This window comes from Anaerococcus tetradius (assembly GCF_947087635.1).
GTDB lineage: Bacteria > Bacillota > Clostridia > Tissierellales > Peptoniphilaceae > Anaerococcus > Anaerococcus tetradius.
In genome coordinates, this window is the sequence record NZ_CAMUDP010000012.1 from 23658 (window position 1) to 41065 (window position 17408).

General features: G+C 34.5%; 17 protein-coding genes and 1 riboswitch. Of the genes, 15 read left to right on the plus strand and 2 right to left on the minus strand.

What is annotated here, in order from left to right; translation table 11 throughout:
• Nucleotides 1-27 precede the first annotated feature (27 nt).
• The 3 genes from P6936_RS05125 to P6936_RS05135 all read left to right on the plus strand — a co-directional run bounded on the left by P6936_RS05125 (nucleotide 28) and on the right by P6936_RS05135 (nucleotide 3047).
• A complete protein-coding gene (locus P6936_RS05125; protein WP_276881024.1) occupies nucleotides 28-726 on the plus strand; it encodes a DUF5986 family protein in 699 nt (232 codons plus the stop codon).
• Nucleotides 727-740: 14 nt separating this feature from the next.
• A complete protein-coding gene (locus P6936_RS05130; RefSeq protein ID WP_004836208.1) occupies nucleotides 741-1907 on the plus strand; it encodes a helix-turn-helix domain-containing protein in 1167 nt (388 codons plus the stop codon).
• A 315-nt stretch (nucleotides 1908-2222) separates the two neighbouring features.
• Nucleotides 2223-3047: a hypothetical protein gene (locus P6936_RS05135; protein WP_004836207.1), complete on the plus strand. Its 825-nt coding sequence runs from the start codon at nucleotides 2223-2225 to the stop codon at nucleotides 3045-3047.
• A gap of 412 nt (nucleotides 3048-3459) precedes the next feature.
• Here the strand turns inward: P6936_RS05135 and P6936_RS05140 are convergent, their stop codons facing one another.
• The gene (locus tag P6936_RS05140; RefSeq protein WP_276861555.1) at nucleotides 3460-3783 is read right to left on the minus strand and encodes a hypothetical protein; all 324 of its coding nucleotides are present in this window, start codon (nucleotides 3781-3783) and stop codon (nucleotides 3460-3462) included.
• 29 nt (nucleotides 3784-3812) lie between these two features.
• A riboswitch (SAM riboswitch) is annotated at nucleotides 3813-3924 on the minus strand.
• A 250-nt stretch (nucleotides 3925-4174) separates the two neighbouring features.
• Here P6936_RS05140 and P6936_RS05145 point away from each other — a divergent pair.
• Together P6936_RS05145 and P6936_RS05150 are read left to right on the plus strand one after the other, a co-directional pair.
• Nucleotides 4175-6421 (plus strand): restriction endonuclease PLD domain-containing protein, encoded by a 2247-nt coding sequence (locus tag P6936_RS05145; protein ID WP_276861556.1) that lies wholly within the window; start codon nucleotides 4175-4177, stop codon nucleotides 6419-6421.
• Nucleotides 6403-6552, plus strand: a complete 150-nt coding sequence (locus P6936_RS05150; RefSeq protein WP_004836200.1) for a phosphoribosyltransferase — start codon at nucleotides 6403-6405, stop codon at nucleotides 6550-6552. The genes P6936_RS05145 and P6936_RS05150 overlap by 19 nt, the downstream gene beginning before the upstream one ends.
• Nucleotides 6553-6596: 44 nt before the next feature.
• On the opposite strand, the gene rodA is transcribed toward P6936_RS05150, so the two are convergent.
• Nucleotides 6597-7751, minus strand: a complete 1155-nt coding sequence (gene rodA / locus P6936_RS05155) for a rod shape-determining protein RodA (RefSeq protein WP_276881025.1) — start codon at nucleotides 7749-7751, stop codon at nucleotides 6597-6599.
• Nucleotides 7752-7854: 103 nt separating this feature from the next.
• Between rodA and nth the strand changes: the two genes are divergently transcribed.
• From nth to secG, 10 genes are all read left to right on the plus strand, one after another.
• Entirely contained in the window at nucleotides 7855-8496 is a 642-nt protein-coding gene (gene nth / locus P6936_RS05160) for an endonuclease III (RefSeq protein ID WP_276881038.1), read from the plus strand.
• The gene (locus P6936_RS05165) at nucleotides 8489-9328 is read left to right on the plus strand and encodes an HAD family hydrolase (protein ID WP_276881026.1); all 840 of its coding nucleotides are present in this window, start codon (nucleotides 8489-8491) and stop codon (nucleotides 9326-9328) included. Before nth ends, P6936_RS05165 begins: the two co-directional genes overlap by 8 nt.
• Nucleotides 9321-9779, plus strand: a complete 459-nt coding sequence (locus P6936_RS05170; RefSeq protein WP_004836194.1) for a tRNA (cytidine(34)-2'-O)-methyltransferase — start codon at nucleotides 9321-9323, stop codon at nucleotides 9777-9779. Before P6936_RS05165 ends, P6936_RS05170 begins: the two co-directional genes overlap by 8 nt.
• Before the next feature lie 9 nt (nucleotides 9780-9788).
• Entirely contained in the window at nucleotides 9789-10715 is a 927-nt protein-coding gene (gene trxB, locus P6936_RS05175) for a thioredoxin-disulfide reductase (protein WP_276881027.1), read from the plus strand.
• Between the two features lie 66 nt (nucleotides 10716-10781).
• Nucleotides 10782-11789 carry a type I glyceraldehyde-3-phosphate dehydrogenase gene (gap, locus tag P6936_RS05180; RefSeq protein ID WP_004836191.1) on the plus strand — a complete coding sequence of 336 codons (1008 nt, stop codon included), beginning with the start codon at nucleotides 10782-10784 and terminating at the stop codon, nucleotides 11787-11789.
• 58 nt (nucleotides 11790-11847) lie between these two features.
• Complete coding sequence (locus P6936_RS05185; RefSeq protein WP_004836190.1) at nucleotides 11848-13044, plus strand: phosphoglycerate kinase; 1197 nt, start codon at nucleotides 11848-11850, stop codon at nucleotides 13042-13044.
• 9 nt (nucleotides 13045-13053) lie between these two features.
• Entirely contained in the window at nucleotides 13054-13806 is a 753-nt protein-coding gene (gene tpiA, locus P6936_RS05190; protein ID WP_004836189.1) for a triose-phosphate isomerase, read from the plus strand.
• A 10-nt stretch (nucleotides 13807-13816) separates the two neighbouring features.
• Entirely contained in the window at nucleotides 13817-15112 is a 1296-nt protein-coding gene (eno, locus tag P6936_RS05195; protein WP_276881028.1) for a phosphopyruvate hydratase, read from the plus strand.
• A 101-nt stretch (nucleotides 15113-15213) separates the two neighbouring features.
• A complete protein-coding gene (gene uidA / locus P6936_RS05200; protein ID WP_276881029.1) occupies nucleotides 15214-17037 on the plus strand; it encodes a beta-glucuronidase in 1824 nt (607 codons plus the stop codon).
• A gap of 143 nt (nucleotides 17038-17180) precedes the next feature.
• On the plus strand, nucleotides 17181-17408 hold the full coding sequence (secG, locus tag P6936_RS05205; protein ID WP_004836185.1) for a preprotein translocase subunit SecG: 228 nt from the start codon (nucleotides 17181-17183) through the stop codon (nucleotides 17406-17408).

Here is a 17408-nt window from a genome sequence, read left to right on the forward strand (position 1 = left end):
TAAAATTAATAAAATATGGAGGTAAATTTGGAATCTTTAAAAGAGTTAATTGCAACTGGAATAGTTAGAGCGTTAGAGCAAGAATTTGTCTATAAAAAACAAAACCTTGGTTTAAAAACCGCAAACTGCTATAGGGACTTAAAATTAGATACAATATATTCAATATTAGAAGAAATGTTTACTTCTGATGATTACTTTATACACAACTTTAGGAGAAGCTATTGGAAAGGGCAGATTTTAGTAGATTTAAATTCTAAAGCTTTAGTAAGTATTACTAGCACAAAGAATTTAAAAAGATTGTCAAAAGATAAGTCTCGTAAAGTTCCCCACTATATGAAAACAATTATTAACTCTTTAAATAGTGAATTTAAACCTCACAAGCAATTGTCATTTGATTCTTCAAATACTGATGGTGATGAGATATATAATAAAGAATTTAATGATATTTTTTCTGATATAGGTATTAGTTTAAAGAGATTTACTTATTATATAGTTGCCTATGACTATAAATCTAATAAAGTGCCCGACATTAACTGGTACTTATTTGGTAGAGATTTCTACATAGAAGATGAAGAATCATTGATGAAATATATTAAACCAGATGTTCTTGAATTAACAAGTTTAGAAAATGAAACAGATGATGCTAATACAAATTCGGAAGGTCATGAACCTAATGAAGGAATTAAACTTGGGTTAAAAAAGAAAAAATCGAAAAAACATAGTTAAGAGGTGTATATGATATGGGTTTTAAATTTAATGGAGAGAAACTTAAAACAGCAAGAACATATAGGAGTATGACATTAGCTGAATTAGGTAAATTAATTGATTTAAGTAAGCAAACTCTTTCGTTATATGAGAACAATAAAGGAAATCCTGATTTTGAAACTATTATAAAATTATCTAAGGTATTAAAATTTCCTACAAATTATTTTACTCAAGAATCTAATAATAATATAAAATCAGGATCAACTTATTTTAGAGCTTTAAGTACAACTACTAAGAAAAGTAGAGCTTCAGAAATTACAAGAGTTGAATTTATTGGTTCATTATATGAGGCGTTATATAATTATATTGATTTTCCTGAGTTGAATTTACCTACTATTTATCATGATAATGAGGATTTAACTGATGATTATATTGAAAAAATAGCATTGGAATTAAGAAATTGTTGGAATCTAGGATTAGAGCCTATTAAAAACCTACAACACGTTCTAGAATCAAATGGTCTAATTGTTGTAGGTGTCAATGTTCCTGATAGAAAGATTGATGCATACAGTCAAATTATTAATATAGATGATTATGAAACTTACATAATTGTTCTAGCTACTGGAAAAAAAGGCAAAGCGAGAATTAATTTTGACATGGCTCATGAATTAGGACATATTCTTTTGCACCCTTGGACAGAAGACATTGAGACGTTGTCAAATGAGGAGTTTAAAGAAAGAGAGAGACAGGCAAATAAGTTTGCCAGTTCATTTCTTTTACCAAGAGATACATTCTTAGCAGATTGCAGGAAATATCCAACAGAATTAGAATATTATAGAATGTTAAAAAATAAATGGGAAACTTCTATTCAAGCTATGTTATTTAGAGCCAACGAATTAGATGTTATAACCAATAATCAGTTTCAATATTTAATGAGACAAGTAAGTTCTAGAGGGTGGAGAAAAAAAGAACCAGGCGATTATCCATACACTCTAAATGAAAATATATTTAAAATGGCTATAAAATTACTTTTAGATAATGATTATTCGAAAGAAGATATTATTAACTTATTTAATGAATCTTCGGTGAATTTGTTTAGTGACGAAATTGAAGGGTTATTAAACTTACCAGAGGGATATTTGAAAATAGAAAATAAATGTGAAGATAATATTATAAAATTAAAGCTTAACGAGAAATCGTAAGAATTTTATTTGGTTAAGGTAATAAAACTAATAATAGACCAAGCTTGATATTTTGATGAGGCTTATGTGCTATAAAGTAATAATTAAGGGAAAATCTTGAAAACTAAGATAGTGATTGTATTGTCCATAATAAATTAGCCATGATATATATCAAAAATATATGTCCCTGGCATTTTGCTAATTTATTCAATGATAAAATAGATAAATTATTTTTTGATCATGATAGGATATAGATAAGCTAGGAATTAATAAAGAAAAATTTGTAATAAATTAATTGAAATAAAGAAAGTTTAAAAAACGGAAAATGGTGTCGTTATGAAGATTGAAGACTTTATCAAAGAGAGAAAAAAGCGAGATAATATAGACGAGTTTGATGTAAGTAAAAAAATAGATAATATTCATCAATTCATAAATTATGTATTTGAATATTTTAATTTATACATTGATATTGATGAATTAGAAAAAGAAAAAATAGAATTAAATGAAAAAGCCTTAAAATATAGGAAAGAATTATCTGATTATAGTATTGAAACTCAAGAATGGTTAGTAAAAATATTTATAGATGAAAATCTTAAATTTGTAAGGACATTAAGGAATAGACTGCATGAGGATATCGCATTTGGCCTTTATTATGATACAAAAGGCTGGCAAAAAGCGTCATTTAACTTATATGCAAAATTGATAAAAAAATATCCATTCTTAGATAGGTATATTGATGAACTAAATAGGTTTACTATAGATGAAAGTAACAGAACAAATATGAACTATTTAGATCAACTAAGTAATGAAGCTAAGGGAATACTCCCTGAAAAAGTTAAAGATTGGGTTTGTAAGACTGGAAAAAAATATCATGTTGATTTAATGGAATGGGCATTTGGATATGCCGAGTATTTTTGTGATAATTCAGAAGCCTGGCCTATATCTAGGAGAATAAAAGGCGAATATATCGACACTTACAACGTAAAACCAAAGAAAAATAGATTCGATATTGATGGACTATATAACCAGTTAGGAGATATTGAATATATTAGGGGTAAAAAGAAATATCTTGAAGTTATCATAATGTTTCAATGGGTAAATTTGATAGATGACCAATTTTTCGATTTCTACGAAGAGTTTTTGAAGGAAAAAGGATTTTAATGAGAAAATTATTTACTTTGTAGCATTAAGAAAGTTCTATTACAAAGTAAGAAAATAATTATTATTAAATCCTAGCATTTAAAGTGCTAAGGCTTTCCCATACCTTGTTTAATAAAAATGGGCGAAACCAGCCAATACCAGTAGACAAGTTCTGCTTTATTAGATAAAATATAGGGAGATAATTTCTTGTTTTAAATTAATAAAATATTTTGATGAGGCCTATGGTCTATAATAAATATGAAATTTTATAGTATTGACAAATAAGAATTATTTTATATAATATTTTTACAATGCTGGGGTGGTAATTAGGCTACCCATCACAAAAAAGCCAGGATATGTATCAGACATACATATTACTGGCTTTTTTTGGTAGTTTTGTTTTCAATCTCATAATGAATATTGGGAGTATTTACTAATCATTATAGTCAAATCTTTCTTTTTTGAAGGTGAAAAGGTCTTTGCCTTCGTATTGTTTGTATATTTTGTAGATGGTGTAGAACTCTTCTTCTCTAATGGCGTGGTCGCCTATTATGGTTCCAAATTTTACTCCGATCATGGCTCTTCCGTAGAGTTTTTGGTTGAGGTCTACAAAAATCCATGGACATATAGGGCTATAGCCTATAGGGTTATGCTCGCTGAAGCCTTCTTTTTCTAAGAATTCTACTAATTTAGCGTCCCCATTTTTTAGGTCATCATCTGCTACTAAGAAACTTACTTTTACTGTTCTTTTTTCCATAATTTCCTCCTTTTTAGAGAAGAAAAAAACACCCATCGACGATGGATGCGATCTGCCCCATCATTCAAGCTTTAGCACCTTAGATTTTTCCAGGTTGCTGAAGGATCGTCGAGCTTGTCTCTAACCTTCTCTTTATGGTAGTTTCATTATATTCTTGGATGGATTTTATGCAAGTTGGCTTATCCAAAACCTATAAGTCTCCCCATATTTCTCATAGGTTGCCTCTTGGCTGCCACAGCCTTGGGCGAATTTGTAGATTGTGACTTCTCCCAGGGATTTTCTTTTTTATGCTAGCTTCTTTTATTTTCTACCCTTATATTGTATCAGTTGCTTTTAAAAACTTTTATTGGGGTATCTATTTATTAGGATATATTTTTGCTAAGGAGGGCTTATGGAGTCTAGGAATTTGAGTTTTTTGGATGATGTTAGTGATGATTTTAAAATTTCTACCCTACATATTTTAAAGGATGGCGAGGAGGTGGACCTGGCTATAGAGGAGATTTTTGATAAGGATACTTTTGATCACCTTATTGGGGTTACTTATTCAATTTCTCCTTCTTTTGTGAACAAATATTTAATTGATTTTGCTTCTTGTGAGCTGGTGATTGGGATTGACAATGATTATATCAAGGATTCGATTAATAGGCTTGCAAAGCACCTTAAGGAGAATATTCTTGACCAAATCCAAGGTGAGCCGATTAAATTTTATGATGAGTTGGCTATGAAGGCTAAGTTTAATTTGGATAGGGGAGCCCTAAAGGTCTGGGTGTCGGCTAGCCACCTTATTCATTCAAAATTTTATCTCTTGTGGAATGATAGGGGCGATAAGAGGCTTGTTCTAGGCTCTGCCAATCTTTCTCAGAGGGCCTTTGATAAGGCTTCTATGCAATTTGAAAATATTCTTATCCTTGATGATTCTTCTTATTTTGATACCTATATGGCTTATTATAGGGATAGTCTGTCTAAGGTTTTGACTGATTATATACCTAAAGACCTCAAGAAACTTAATGCCAAGACTTTTAAAAATATTTCTTCTATTGATGAGATTTCTGCCGATGAGGTCTTTATTATTTCCAATGACCAGGTGGCTAATATCAAGGAGAAGGCTGTGGTGGATATAATTGAGGATGTGAAGGATAAGATTAGCCTTGGGATTTGTGAAGATTCCCTTATCAGCCAGCTTGATAATATCGATAGCGATAGGGCAGCCCAAAAAAGGGATGAAAAAATGAAGGCTGATGCAGAAGAGGTGTCCTTTGAGCTTGCTAAGGAGCTGATTAATAAGAGAAAGAATGAGCCGGCTCTTTACTCAAAGGAGACCATTAGCAAGAAGGTTAGGAAAAAGGTTGAAAAGATTAGCGTGAGGGAAGTTGAAAATACATCTGCCATAGAAAGGGTCGAGCTTTTTAGCAAGAGGGATTTGAGAAATTCTAGAAAGGATATGACAGGTCTTTTTGTAAGGTCTAGCCTTAATTCTAACAATCTTATCCCCTTTGGCAAGAAGGCCAGCCAGGAAGACCTCGCTAGGTCTTTGAAATGCCTAAATAACTATATGAAGGGCTTTGAATCTTATGCAAATTCCTATACAGATGATTATGGCAAGAGGATTTTCGAGAGTATCCTCTGCATTTTCACCTCTCCCTTTATTTACGAGCTGAGAGATAAGATTGAAATTGTTGAAAATAGGCTAGACATACCCCAATTTATCTTTATAGGTGGTGAGGCTGGCTCTGGCAAGTCTTCCCTCCTTTCGATTATGTCCAAGCTTACAGGCATCAACGAGGGCGGTTTTTACCAATGGAAGGACCTTTTAGGCACCAGGGGCAATAGCCAAAAAAGGGATAGGATTGACAACTTACTGGACTGGATTAGAGGGGAAAATGTTAACCCTATCCTCGTAGATGAGATTGACAATGAATTTTTTACTACAGAAAAATATGGCAAGGAATTTATAGTTTCAACATCAAATCTATCAATCAGGAGGGATAATCCTTATCCAATTATGATCGGGACGACCAATACCAAGTCCTACGCCCTGCCAAAGGAGGCCAGGAGGAGGTCCTATTATTTGATAATTGATAGGATTCTTAGAAAATCCCAAGAGTCGGCTGATTTTTATAAAGATATCTACGAAAGTATTGACAATACCCTCTTTTTGGATTTTTGCTATAGGATGGCCTTAAGGCTTGAAAGCGAGGAAGACTACAAGTGGGATATCTATACAGAAGATAATAATTTTGATTTTTTATACAATTCTAGGGAGATTTTCAAAGACTATTACGAAAAGGCCGACCTGCCTCTGCCAAGATATTTCCCAGAAAAGAAGTACAACGATGACACCGAGGCCAATAAGGAAAAGTGGAAAAACCTCTACCGAGGCTCTAGGGACCTTTTCGTATATGATGAGGAAACGGGCCATCTTTTTGTCAATATTAGCCAGCTTAACGAATCCTACAGGACCTACGGGGCAAGCACTGGGCAAATTTATGCCGATGCCCTCCCTCAGGAAGTCTGTGTGGGAAGCGTGCATGGAGTGGTAAATATAGAACTTGATACGGCTAAATTTTTGGCATGGATTGAAGTTGAAAATCCATATGCTAGGAAAAAGTCCTTTATTAAGTGGATACTTGGAGAGTAGGAAGCTTTCTATATTTTGTAGATGATTTAATAACGACAGCTAATACTGTTCTAGAAATTATTAGGGAATTGAAAAAAAGAAAGGCAAGTGAAGTAGTAAGTCTTGCTATTGCATCAGAACGTGGGAACTAAAAAAGGAGCATTGATGAAAATTCAATAGCTCCTTTTTGTATGTTTTATTGACTTAATACACTTACATTGATAAGGTTTAAGTTCTCCTCATCTATTATGCCATCGTCGTATTGCTTCTTTTGCATGGAGGCTGATAGGGCAAGACCAATATTTATCAGACTTATTAACTGGAAGGTTCCTCCATATGAGAAGAAAGGAAGGGGAATTCCTGTTACTGGCATAAGACCAATGGTCATTGAGATGTTTTCGAAAATATGGATAAACAAGAGGCCAGCTATACCTGTTAGCATGTTTGTAATAAAAGTATTTTTTGAAGTCTTAGCTATTATTACAAGTCTCATTATTATAATTGCAAAAAGACCTATTACTATTATAGAACCGATAAAGCCCAATTCTTCTGCAAGGACAGAAAAAATAAAGTCTGTTTCCTTTTCTGGTATATAACCATATTGGGATTGACTTCCTCTGAGATAGCCCCTGCCTGTTAGCATACCTGATCCTATAGCTATAAGTCCTTGTTGTTGTTGCCAGTTACTTCCTGAAGTATCTCTTGAAGGGTCTAGGAAGTTTTCGATTCTATCAAGTCTATAACCGGATAGATTTGTAAGAACTACAAATCCTACTATAAGACCAAGACCTGCGAATATTCCAATCCATTTCCAAGAAATACCAGCAATGAAGATCATAGCTGCTACAAAAAATACATAAACCATAGCTGTTCCGAAGTCTGGTTGTAAAAGGATAAGACCTATTGGAAATCCAGCCATAAGTATAATCTTTGCTAAAGTTTTTCTATCGTTGACATCAAATTTATGCTTATCCAGAAAAGCAGAAAGGGAAAATATGATGCCGACCTTCGCTATTTCTGAGGGTTGGAAGGAAAAAGAACCTATGTAAACCCAAGATCTAGAGCCCCATTCATCAAGACCACGACCTAAGGCGAGGGTCATAATAAGCAGGATAATCATTAGTCCGTAGACATACCAATACGATCTCTTAATAAAATCCAAATCAACTGTGCAAAGGATTAAGATTATAAGAAAACCGAGTATAGTTGCGAACAACTGAGTCAAAATAGGCTTGATATTACCACCATAAGCCGAATAAAGAACAACTAGACCTATTATGCTTAAAGCTATTGTAGAAAACAAAAGTATAAGGTCCAGTTCTTTTAAATCTTTTTTCTTTAAATTAAACATTAAATCACTCCAATTCTCTAATTATTATATAACATGGCAATCTCTTAATCAATCAAAATGTTATTTTAGAGGCTAAGAGTATAATAAAAAGCGAGGTGATAGTATTTTAGATTCAAAACAAATTAAGAAGTTTTTGGAAATTTTGGATAAGATGTATCCAGATGTTGATTATTCGATGTTAAAATTCACGACTCCCTTCGAACTTCTAGTTGCGACTATACTTTCTGCCCAATCGACTGATGTGAGGGTAAACAAGGTAACTAGTGTGATGTTTAAAGACATGAATACACCCGAACAATTTGCCAAAGCTGATATAAAAACTATTGAAAATTATATAAAGACAGTAGGAATTTACAAGAATAAGGCAAAAAATATTTCTGCTACAAGCAAGATTTTGTACAAGGACTACAATAGCAAGGTACCAAAAGATATAAAAGAATTGATGAAACTACCAGGAGTTGGCAGGAAAACAGCTAATGTTGTAGCATCAAATGCTTTTAATATACCTGCAATAGCAGTAGATACTCATGTATTTAGGGTCTCCAACAGATTGGGGCTTGCCTGTGCAAACAACGTAGAAAAAACCGAAGAACAACTTATGGCTAACATAGATAAAAATAGGTGGAGAAAGACCCATCACCAGCTAATAACCCATGGTAGGGCCTTGTGCAAGGCAAGAAATCCCTTGTGCGAAGAGTGTGATTTGAATGTTCTATGCGAATATTACAGGAGGGAATATGATTAAATTATTTGCCCTTGATATGGACGGAACCCTCTTAGATTCTAAATCAAGATTGAGGGAGGAGACAATAGATGCCCTAAAAGATTTACAAGCAAGTGGAGTAAGGGTCCTTCTTTGTAGTGGTAGAGTTTTCTCTTCAGTCTATCATTATGCAAGAGAAATTGATGATAAGCCTTGCCTTATAGCAAACAATGGGGCAGTTATGGGTTTATCTTACAAAAAGCTTTTTTACCAAGAGGCGATTTCTTATGAAGACTTAGAAAAACTCTATGAAATTTCCCTTGCCTATAATCTTGACTTTCATTTCTATGATTTAGATACCTATTATTCAAATAAGTTTGATAAAGATAGGGTTAGGCACTTACTAGTTGATCCAGATGATAGAGACCATTATACAGTGAAATTTTCAATAAGTGATAATCCTATAAAAGAATTAAAAGATAGAAAGCACATAGCTTATAAGTTTCAAATAAATAATCTCGATACAAATCCCCTAGGAAAAGAAAAACTCAAGAAATTGTTAGCCAAAGAGTTCTCTGATAAGCTTAGCTTTACTTCGTCATTTGATAGGGTCTTGGAAATTATGGCAGGAGGAGTAAGTAAGGCTAAGACTTTGGAAGGGCTTGTTGACAAAATGGGGCTTGATAGAAATAATCTAGCTGCCATTGGAGATGGTCTTAACGATTTGGAAATGTTAAAAATTTCAAAGCTTTCCTTTGCCATGGCAAATGGAAAAGATGAAGTCAAAGAAATAGCTGATTATATTGTCTCTAATAATGACAGTGGGGGGATATTAGAAGCTTGTAAGCTTATTAAGGAATATAACCATGTATAATATAGTTTTAATTTCACCAGAACATCCAGGTAATGTTGGAAATATAGGAAGGACTTGCGTCCTTACTGAATCAAGACTTCACTTGATAAGGCCCTTTAAATTTGACTTTTCTGATAGGTTTTTGAAAAGAGCGGGTATAGATTATTGGGAGAAGGTAGATTTGGTAATCCACGACTCTTTGGAAGAATTTATGGAATTTGTTAAAGACAAAAGATACTTCTTGATAGAAACTCCCAGCGATAAAAAATATACAGATGTTTCTTTCAAAGATGGAGACTACTTGATTTTTGGTAGAGAAAAAGAAGGCATAGATGAGTCTCTACTAAAAGCCAACAAGGATAAGATTCTAACTATACCTATGACTAAAAAGATCGATAGATCACTAAATCTTGCTAATTCGGTTTCTATAGTTTTGTATGAAGCCCTAAGGCAAGCTGGCTTTAATTTTTAAGGAGGAAAAATGTACGATATAATAATAATTGGTGGAGGTCCAGCAGGACTTACTGCAGGTTTATACGCAGGAAGAAGTAAACTAAAGACATTGATTATAGAAAAAGCTGTAGCTGGTGGACAAATTTCAGGAACAGCTTTTGTAGAAAACTATCCAGGCTCCATACCTGAAGCAACAGGCATGGGACTTGCAGAGAGAGTCTTAGAACAAGCAGAAGAATTTTGTGAAATCAAATATGCTAATGTAAAAGCAGTAGAACTAGAAGGCAAAGTCAAGAAAGTTATAACCGATGAAGGAGAATTCGAGGCAAAAGTCATAATAATTTCTACAGGGGCAAGTCATAGAAAATTGGGTGCTCCTGGTGAGGAAGAATTTGCTAATAAGGGCGTATCATATTGCGCTACTTGTGATGGCCCATTTTTTACAGGCCTTGACATCTTTGTAGTAGGAGGTGGAGATTCTGCCCTAGAAGAAGCAAACTACCTTACTAAGTTTGGAAAATCAGTAACTATAATTCATAGAAGAGATGAATTTAGGGCAAGTGGGGTTGTTGTCGATAAAATAAAATCTAACCCAAAAATCAAATTAGTCCTTGATTCTGTAGTTAAAGAGATAAAGGGAAATAAGGAAGCAGAAGCTCTCCTAGTAGAAAATGTTAAAACTGGAGAAATAAAAGAATTAAAATCTGATGATAATTCTCCAATTGGGGTATTTATATTTGTAGGATACATTCCACAAACCGATATATTCGAAGGCAAGATAGAAATGAACCATGGTTATATCCTAACCGATGAAGATATGAAAACAAATGTAGAAGGAGTATTTGCCATAGGCGATACTAGAGATAAGAAGGTTAGGCAAATGGTCACAGCAGCAGGAGACGGATGCACTGCAGCAGTTCTTGCAAATAGGTACCTTGAAGGTGCCAAATGGTAAATGTTGACAAAAATCTAACAAATAAGTAAAGTAGTATTTGTAGAAAGAATTAATTAGGAGGAAATAATGGCAACAAAAGTAGCAATTAATGGGTTTGGTAGAATCGGACGTCTTACACTAAGAAGAATCGCCGAAGTTGAAGATAATATTGAAGTAGTAGCAATTAATGACCTTATAGACAAAGAAGGTCTACTATATGCTTTCAAATACGATACAGCTCAAGGAAGATTCAATGGAGACGCTGAACTAACAGAAGACGGATTTAGAATTAACGGAAAAGAAATTAAAGTTTTCGCTGAAAGAAATCCAGAAGACCTACCTTGGGGAGAACTTGGAGTTGATATAGTTCTTGAATGTACAGGTTTCTTCACAGAAAAAGAAAAAGCTGAAGCTCACATTAAAGCAGGAGCTAAGAAAGTTCTAATTTCTGCACCAGGTAAAGGTGATATGAAAACTATAGTATTTGGTGTTAACCACGATATTCTTGATGGATCAGAAACAGTTGTTTCAGGCGCAAGCTGTACAACAAACTGCTTATCACCAATGGTTAACGTATTACTAAAGGAATTTGGATTTGTTTCTGGACAAATGTCTACAATCCACGCATACACAGCTACTCAAGCTATCCAAGATACACCAGCTTCTAAGAAAGATTTAAGAGGTGGTAGAGCTGCAGCACAAAACACAATTCCAGCATCAACAGGAGCTGCAAAGGCTGTAGGTAAGGTACTTCCAGAAGTAGAAGGAAAAATTGATGGATCAGCCCTAAGAGTTCCAACAATTACAGGATCAATCACAGAGCTTTACTCAGTGCTTGAGAAAAAAGTAACTGTAGAAGAAGTTAATGCAGCTATGAAGAAGTACTCAAATGATGCATTTGCGTACACAGAAGATGATATAGTATCAAGCGATATAATTGGTTACCCAGCAGGTTCAATATTTGATTCTCAACTTACAAAGATAGTTGAAGGAGCAAATGGAACACAAGTTGTTAAGACAGTTGCATGGTATGACAACGAAATGGGATATGTATCTAACTTAGTTAGAACACTTGACTATCTAGCAAATCTTTAAGAGTTAATTAAGGCGGAGGATAGCTTCCGCCTTTTTTCACGAAAACACGAGGAGACTTATGAATAAAAAAACTGTAAAAGACTTAGATGTGAAGGGCAAAAAGGTACTTGTAAGAGTAGACTTTAACGTACCTCTTTCTAAAGAAAATAACGAAGAAATAGCTGACGATACAAGAATCAGAGCAGCACTTCCAACAATTGACTACCTATTAGAAAATGAAGCAAAGGTAATCCTTATGAGCCACCTTGGCAGACCAAAGGGAGAAGCAAAACCTGAATTTTCTCTAAAACCAGTAGCTAAATGGTTAGAAAATCACTACAATGGCAAATTCCATTTCTTCCCATCAGATGTAGTTGTTGATGAAAAAGTTAAAGAAGAAGTTAATGGTCTAAAAGATGGTGAACTTTGCCTAATTGAAAATACTAGATATGTAGCAGGTGAAACCAAAAATGACCCTGAATTTGCTAAACAATTAGCTTCCCTTGCTGATTTATATGTAAATGATGCCTTTGGTACAAGCCACAGAGCACACGCATCAAACGTTGGTGTTGCAAGCATACTTCCATCAGCAGTAGGATTTTTGATTGAAAAAGAAATATCAGTAATGGGTAAGGCCCTAGAAGCACCAGAACATCCATTTGTATCAATCCTTGGAGGAGCTAAGGTTTCAGATAAGATAGGCGTTATTGAAAACTTGATTACAAAAGTAGACACTATCCTAATCGGTGGTGGTATGGCTTACACCTTCCTAAAGGCCCAAGGAAAAGAAATTGGTAAATCCCTTCTTGAAGAAGACAAGATGGATCTTTCCCTTGAACTAATCAAAAAAGCAGAAGCTAACAATGTAGAAATCTTACTACCGATAGATGTAGTTATTGCTGATGAGATTAAGGCAGGAGCAGAAACTGAGATAGTTGATATAGACTCTATTCCAGAAGATAAAGAGGCTTTGGACATAGGTCCAAAAACTGCTGAACTATTTGCTTCAAAGATAAAAGATGCTAAGACTGTTGTTTGGAATGGACCAATGGGAGTATTTGAAATAAAAGAATTCGCAAATGGAACTAACAAAGTAGCAGAAGCTCTAGCAGAATCTAATGCTGTAACAATAGTTGGTGGTGGTGACTCAGCTCTTGCAATAGAACTTGCTGGTCTAAAAGATAAGATAACCCACGTTTCAACAGGTGGTGGAGCAAGCTTAGAGTTCCTTGAAGGAAAAGACCTACCAGGTATCACTTCAATAGAAGACAAATAAGGAGAAACAATGCGTAAACCAGTAATAGTAGGAAACTGGAAGATGAATATGACAGTTTCTGAAGCAGAAAAGCTACTTGACGAAATTAAAAATCTAGACTTAGATGAAAATGTAGAAGCAGGTGTTTGTACACCAGCCATTGACCTAGTAGTTTGCAAGGAAAAATTAAGTGGAACAAATATTGGCTTTGGCGGACAAAATATGTATTTTGAAGAAAGTGGAGCTTTCACAGGAGAAATCTCACCACTAATGCTAACAGATGTCGGAGCAAAATATGTAATTTTAGGCCACTCTGAAAGACGTGAATACTTCAAAGAATGTGACTGTCTAATCAATAAAAAGGTAAAAGCAGCCCTAGCCCATGATTTAGTACCTATACTTTGTTGTGGAGAAACTCTTGAAGAAAGAGAAGCCAATGAACATGAAGCAAAAGTAAAAGGACAAATTGAAAAAGACCTCAAAGATGTTTCAACAGAAGATATTGAAAAAGTAATCATAGCTTATGAACCAATTTGGGCAATAGGTACAGGCAAAACAGCATCAAGTGAAGATGCAGATGCTATGTGTGGCTATATTAGAAGCTTAATAGCTGAAAAATATGGCAAAGATGCTTCTGAAAAAGTAAGAATTCAATATGGTGGTTCTGTAAAACCAAACAATGTAGTAGAATTAATGGGCAAAGATAATATTGACGGCGCCCTAGTTGGTGGAGCAAGCTTAAAGGCAGAAGACTTTGCTCTTTTAGTAAATTTCAATAAATAAGGAGAAATAAATGAGTTTAATAACAGATGTATATGCAAGACAAATTCTTGATTCAAGAGGAAATCCAACAGTAGAAGTAGAAGTTTACACAGAAGATGGCGGTTTTGGTAGAGCAAGCGTACCATCAGGTGCATCAACTGGTGAATGGGAAGCTGTAGAACTTAGAGATGGTGATAAAAATTATTACCTAGGAAAATCAGTTCTAAAGGCTGTTGAAAACGTAAATGAAATCATCGCTGAAGAACTTGAATACACTTATGATGTAACAGATCAAATTGGTGTAGATATGGCTATGATTGAACTTGATGGAACAGAAAACAAGGGCAAACTCGGTGCTAACGCAATCCTAGGCGTATCCCTAGCAGTAGCAAAAGCTGCAGCTAACGAACTAGGTATGTCCCTATATAACTACATCGGTGGAATTAATGCAAAACTTCTACCAACACCAATGATGAACATTCTAAATGGTGGAGAACACGCTGATAACTCAGTTGATATCCAAGAATTCATGATCTTCCCACTAGGAGCAGAAAGCTTTGCTCATGCTCTACAAATTGGTGCAGAAGTATTCCACAGCCTAAAATCAGTTCTTTCATCTAAAGGCTACAACACAGCTGTAGGAGATGAAGGTGGATTTGCTCCAAACCTAAAATCAAACGAAGAAGCCCTAGAGATTATCTGTGAAGCTATTAAGGCTGCTGGATACGAACCAGGTAAAGACGTATATATAGCAATGGACTGTGCTTCAAGCGAATTCTACAACAAGGAAGATGGAAAATATCACCTTGATGGAGAAGGAACAGTAAAAACTGAAGATGAAATGATTGACTGGTTAGAAGAATTAGTAGGTAAATATCCAATCATCTCTATCGAAGATGGTCTTGATGAAAATGACTGGGAAGGATGGGCAAAACTTACACAAAGACTTGGCAATAAAGTTCAACTTGTAGGTGATGACCTATTCGTAACAAATACAAAGAAACTTGAAAAAGGAATTAAAGAAGGTGTTGCTAACGCAATCCTAATCAAAGTTAACCAAATTGGTTCACTAACAGAAACACTTAATGCCATCGAAATGGCTAAAGAAGCAGGATATACTGCAGTTGTTTCTCACAGATCAGGTGAAACAGAAGACGTAACAATTTCCGACTTAGTAGTAGCTGTAAATGCTGGACAAATCAAAACAGGTGCTCCATCAAGAACAGACAGAGTTGCAAAATACAACCAACTTCTAAGAATAGAAGATGAACTAGGCGATGACGCAAGATTTAAAGGAATCAAGGCCTTCTACAACATCAACAAATAATATAAGCAATTAAGGCAGCCTTGGGGCTGTCTTTTTTTTATATTTATAATTAAAATTTTATTAAATGGATATAATATTAATAAGGAAGTAAAGGAGGCGTTATGTTATTTCCAATTAATAGTAAATCAAGAAGGCTTACGAGCCTAGATGGAAGCTGGGAGTTTAAGTTAGGAGATGGAAAGAAGGAATTTGATGAAAGTTTTAAAAATCATATCCTAAAAGATACGAGACCTATGCCTGTTCCATCATCATTTAACGATATATATGAAGATGTTAGGGATTATTTTGGTTGGGTATTTTATCAAAAAGTATTTGATTATCCAAAGTCAGATAAAAAGGATTTGATTTTAAGATTTGACTCTGTAACCCATTTCGCTAAGGTCTTTTTGAATGACGAACTTATAGGGGAGCACAAGGGTGGCTTTTTGCCATTTGAAATTGATATTACAGGAAAGTTAAAGGAAGAAGGAAATATCTTAACTCTTGCTGTAAGCAATGTAATTAATTATTCGACCTTGCCAGTGGGAGGTCTTAATAATATGATGCAAGGCTTTATGGGAATGGGAGAAAAACCTGATGTAAATCAAGAGCAAAAAGAAAACAATCCTAACTTCGATTTCTTCAATTATGCAGGTATACAAAGACACGTTTGGCTTATGGAAGTAGAGAAAAATCGTATAGATGACATAAGCATAGTTAGTGAAATTGAGGGAAGTTTAGCCAAAGTTTCTTATAAATTAGCAACAATAGGTGAGGGTGAGGCTAGCCTTAAAGTATATGATGAAGATAAAAATTTAATTACAACTTGTGTAGGCAAAGATAATACTTTTGAAATTAAAGATGTAAAACTTTGGGATGTCTTAAAAGCCTACCATTATGAATTTAGATTTACTTTTGCAGATGATGAGTATGTCTTAGACCAGGGTATTAGAAAAATTGAAGTTAAGGATGGTCAGTTCCTCCTTAATGATAAGCCAGTTTATTTTAAGGGTTATGGCAAACACGAAGATTATTTCCCAAATGGTAGAGGTTTCAATGAAGTACTTAGCCACAAAGACTTTTCTCTAATGAAAAAACAAGGCGCTAATTCATTTAGAACTAGCCACTACCCTTATGCTGAAGAGACGATAAGACTTGCAGATAGGTTGGGCTTTCTTGTAATTGATGAGACTACAGCAGTAGGTCTAAATGGTAGTTTCGGTGGAGGAGCAAACTTTAATGGTCAAGCCCTTTCAACCTTTGACAAACATGGTATAGCTGATACTTGTGGTGACCATCACAGGGATGTTATTAGAGATTTAATAGCTAGAGATAAAAACTATGCATGTGTAGTCATCTGGTCAATAGCCAATGAACCAGACTCAACTAGTGATGGAGCTTACGAATATTTTAAGGATAAGTTTGACCTAGCTAGAAAATGTGATCCACAAAAGAGACCTTGCACACTAGTTTCTGTTCAAGCCCAAGACCCGCTCAAAGACGTTAGTGCTAAACTATCTGATGTAATTTGTCTAAATAGATATTATGGTTGGTATTTTGGAGGTCCAGACTTAGTTAAACCTATGGACTTATTTAGAAAAGAACTCGATTATTGGAATGGATTAAATAAGCCTATAATCATAACAGAATATGGAGCAGACACTATAGCTGGCTTCCATGATTACTCAGACTATCCTGGTATGTACACAGAAGAATTCCAAGTAGCATATTACAAGGCAAGCAATGCTGTAATGGATGAGCATGAAAATATTGTTGGCGAGCATCCTTGGAACTTCGCAGACTTTGCAACAGCTCAAGGTTTGTTAAGGATAAATGGTAACAAGAAGGGAATCTTTACAAGAGATAGAAAACCAAAACTTGCCGCCTTCTATTTCCAAGAAAGGTGGAATAAAATAGACAATAATTTTGATAAGAAAAATAAATAGCAAATTTGTTAAGCTTGCAGGTGTAATATCTGCAAGCTTTTTAAATTAAATAACAGGTATCTTTATTTTTGTAAAGGACTTATTTTATTGAAATTTCATAGGAATTATGGTATTATAACATAGTATGAATCGGAGGTGTCTATATGGTAAATTTCTTAGCGATTGTGTTAGTTATTGCATCCCTTATTATTATAGTAGCAGTAACCTTACAAGATCCTAAAACTGAAGGTCTTGGAGCTCTCTCAGGAACACAAACTAACGTGTTTGGTAGAAGCGCTCACAGATCTAAGAATGAAATGTTAGATAAAGTTGCTATTGCTGGTGGAGTAATTTTGTTCCTAGCAAGCTTAATTATGATAGCAATTAACTAA

Coding starts and splice junctions, on each gene's coding strand:
- trxB (WP_276881027.1), top strand. CDS start 9,789: ATGTACGATATAATAATAATTGGTGGAGGTCCAGCAGGACTTACTGCA.
- P6936_RS05130 (WP_004836208.1), top strand. CDS start 741: ATGGGTTTTAAATTTAATGGAGAGAAACTTAAAACAGCAAGAACATAT.
- P6936_RS05145 (WP_276861556.1), top strand. CDS start 4,175: ATGGAGTCTAGGAATTTGAGTTTTTTGGATGATGTTAGTGATGATTTT.
- P6936_RS05170 (WP_004836194.1), top strand. CDS start 9,321: ATGTATAATATAGTTTTAATTTCACCAGAACATCCAGGTAATGTTGGA.
- tpiA (WP_004836189.1), top strand. CDS start 13,054: ATGCGTAAACCAGTAATAGTAGGAAACTGGAAGATGAATATGACAGTT.
- P6936_RS05165 (WP_276881026.1), top strand. CDS start 8,489: ATGATTAAATTATTTGCCCTTGATATGGACGGAACCCTCTTAGATTCT.
- P6936_RS05185 (WP_004836190.1), top strand. CDS start 11,848: ATGAATAAAAAAACTGTAAAAGACTTAGATGTGAAGGGCAAAAAGGTA.
- uidA (WP_276881029.1), top strand. CDS start 15,214: ATGTTATTTCCAATTAATAGTAAATCAAGAAGGCTTACGAGCCTAGAT.
- eno (WP_276881028.1), top strand. CDS start 13,817: ATGAGTTTAATAACAGATGTATATGCAAGACAAATTCTTGATTCAAGA.
- secG (WP_004836185.1), top strand. CDS start 17,181: ATGGTAAATTTCTTAGCGATTGTGTTAGTTATTGCATCCCTTATTATT.
- P6936_RS05140 (WP_276861555.1), bottom strand. CDS start 3,783: ATGGAAAAAAGAACAGTAAAAGTAAGTTTCTTAGTAGCAGATGATGAC.
- gap (WP_004836191.1), top strand. CDS start 10,782: ATGGCAACAAAAGTAGCAATTAATGGGTTTGGTAGAATCGGACGTCTT.
- rodA (WP_276881025.1), bottom strand. CDS start 7,751: ATGTTTAATTTAAAGAAAAAAGATTTAAAAGAACTGGACCTTATACTT.
- P6936_RS05135 (WP_004836207.1), top strand. CDS start 2,223: ATGAAGATTGAAGACTTTATCAAAGAGAGAAAAAAGCGAGATAATATA.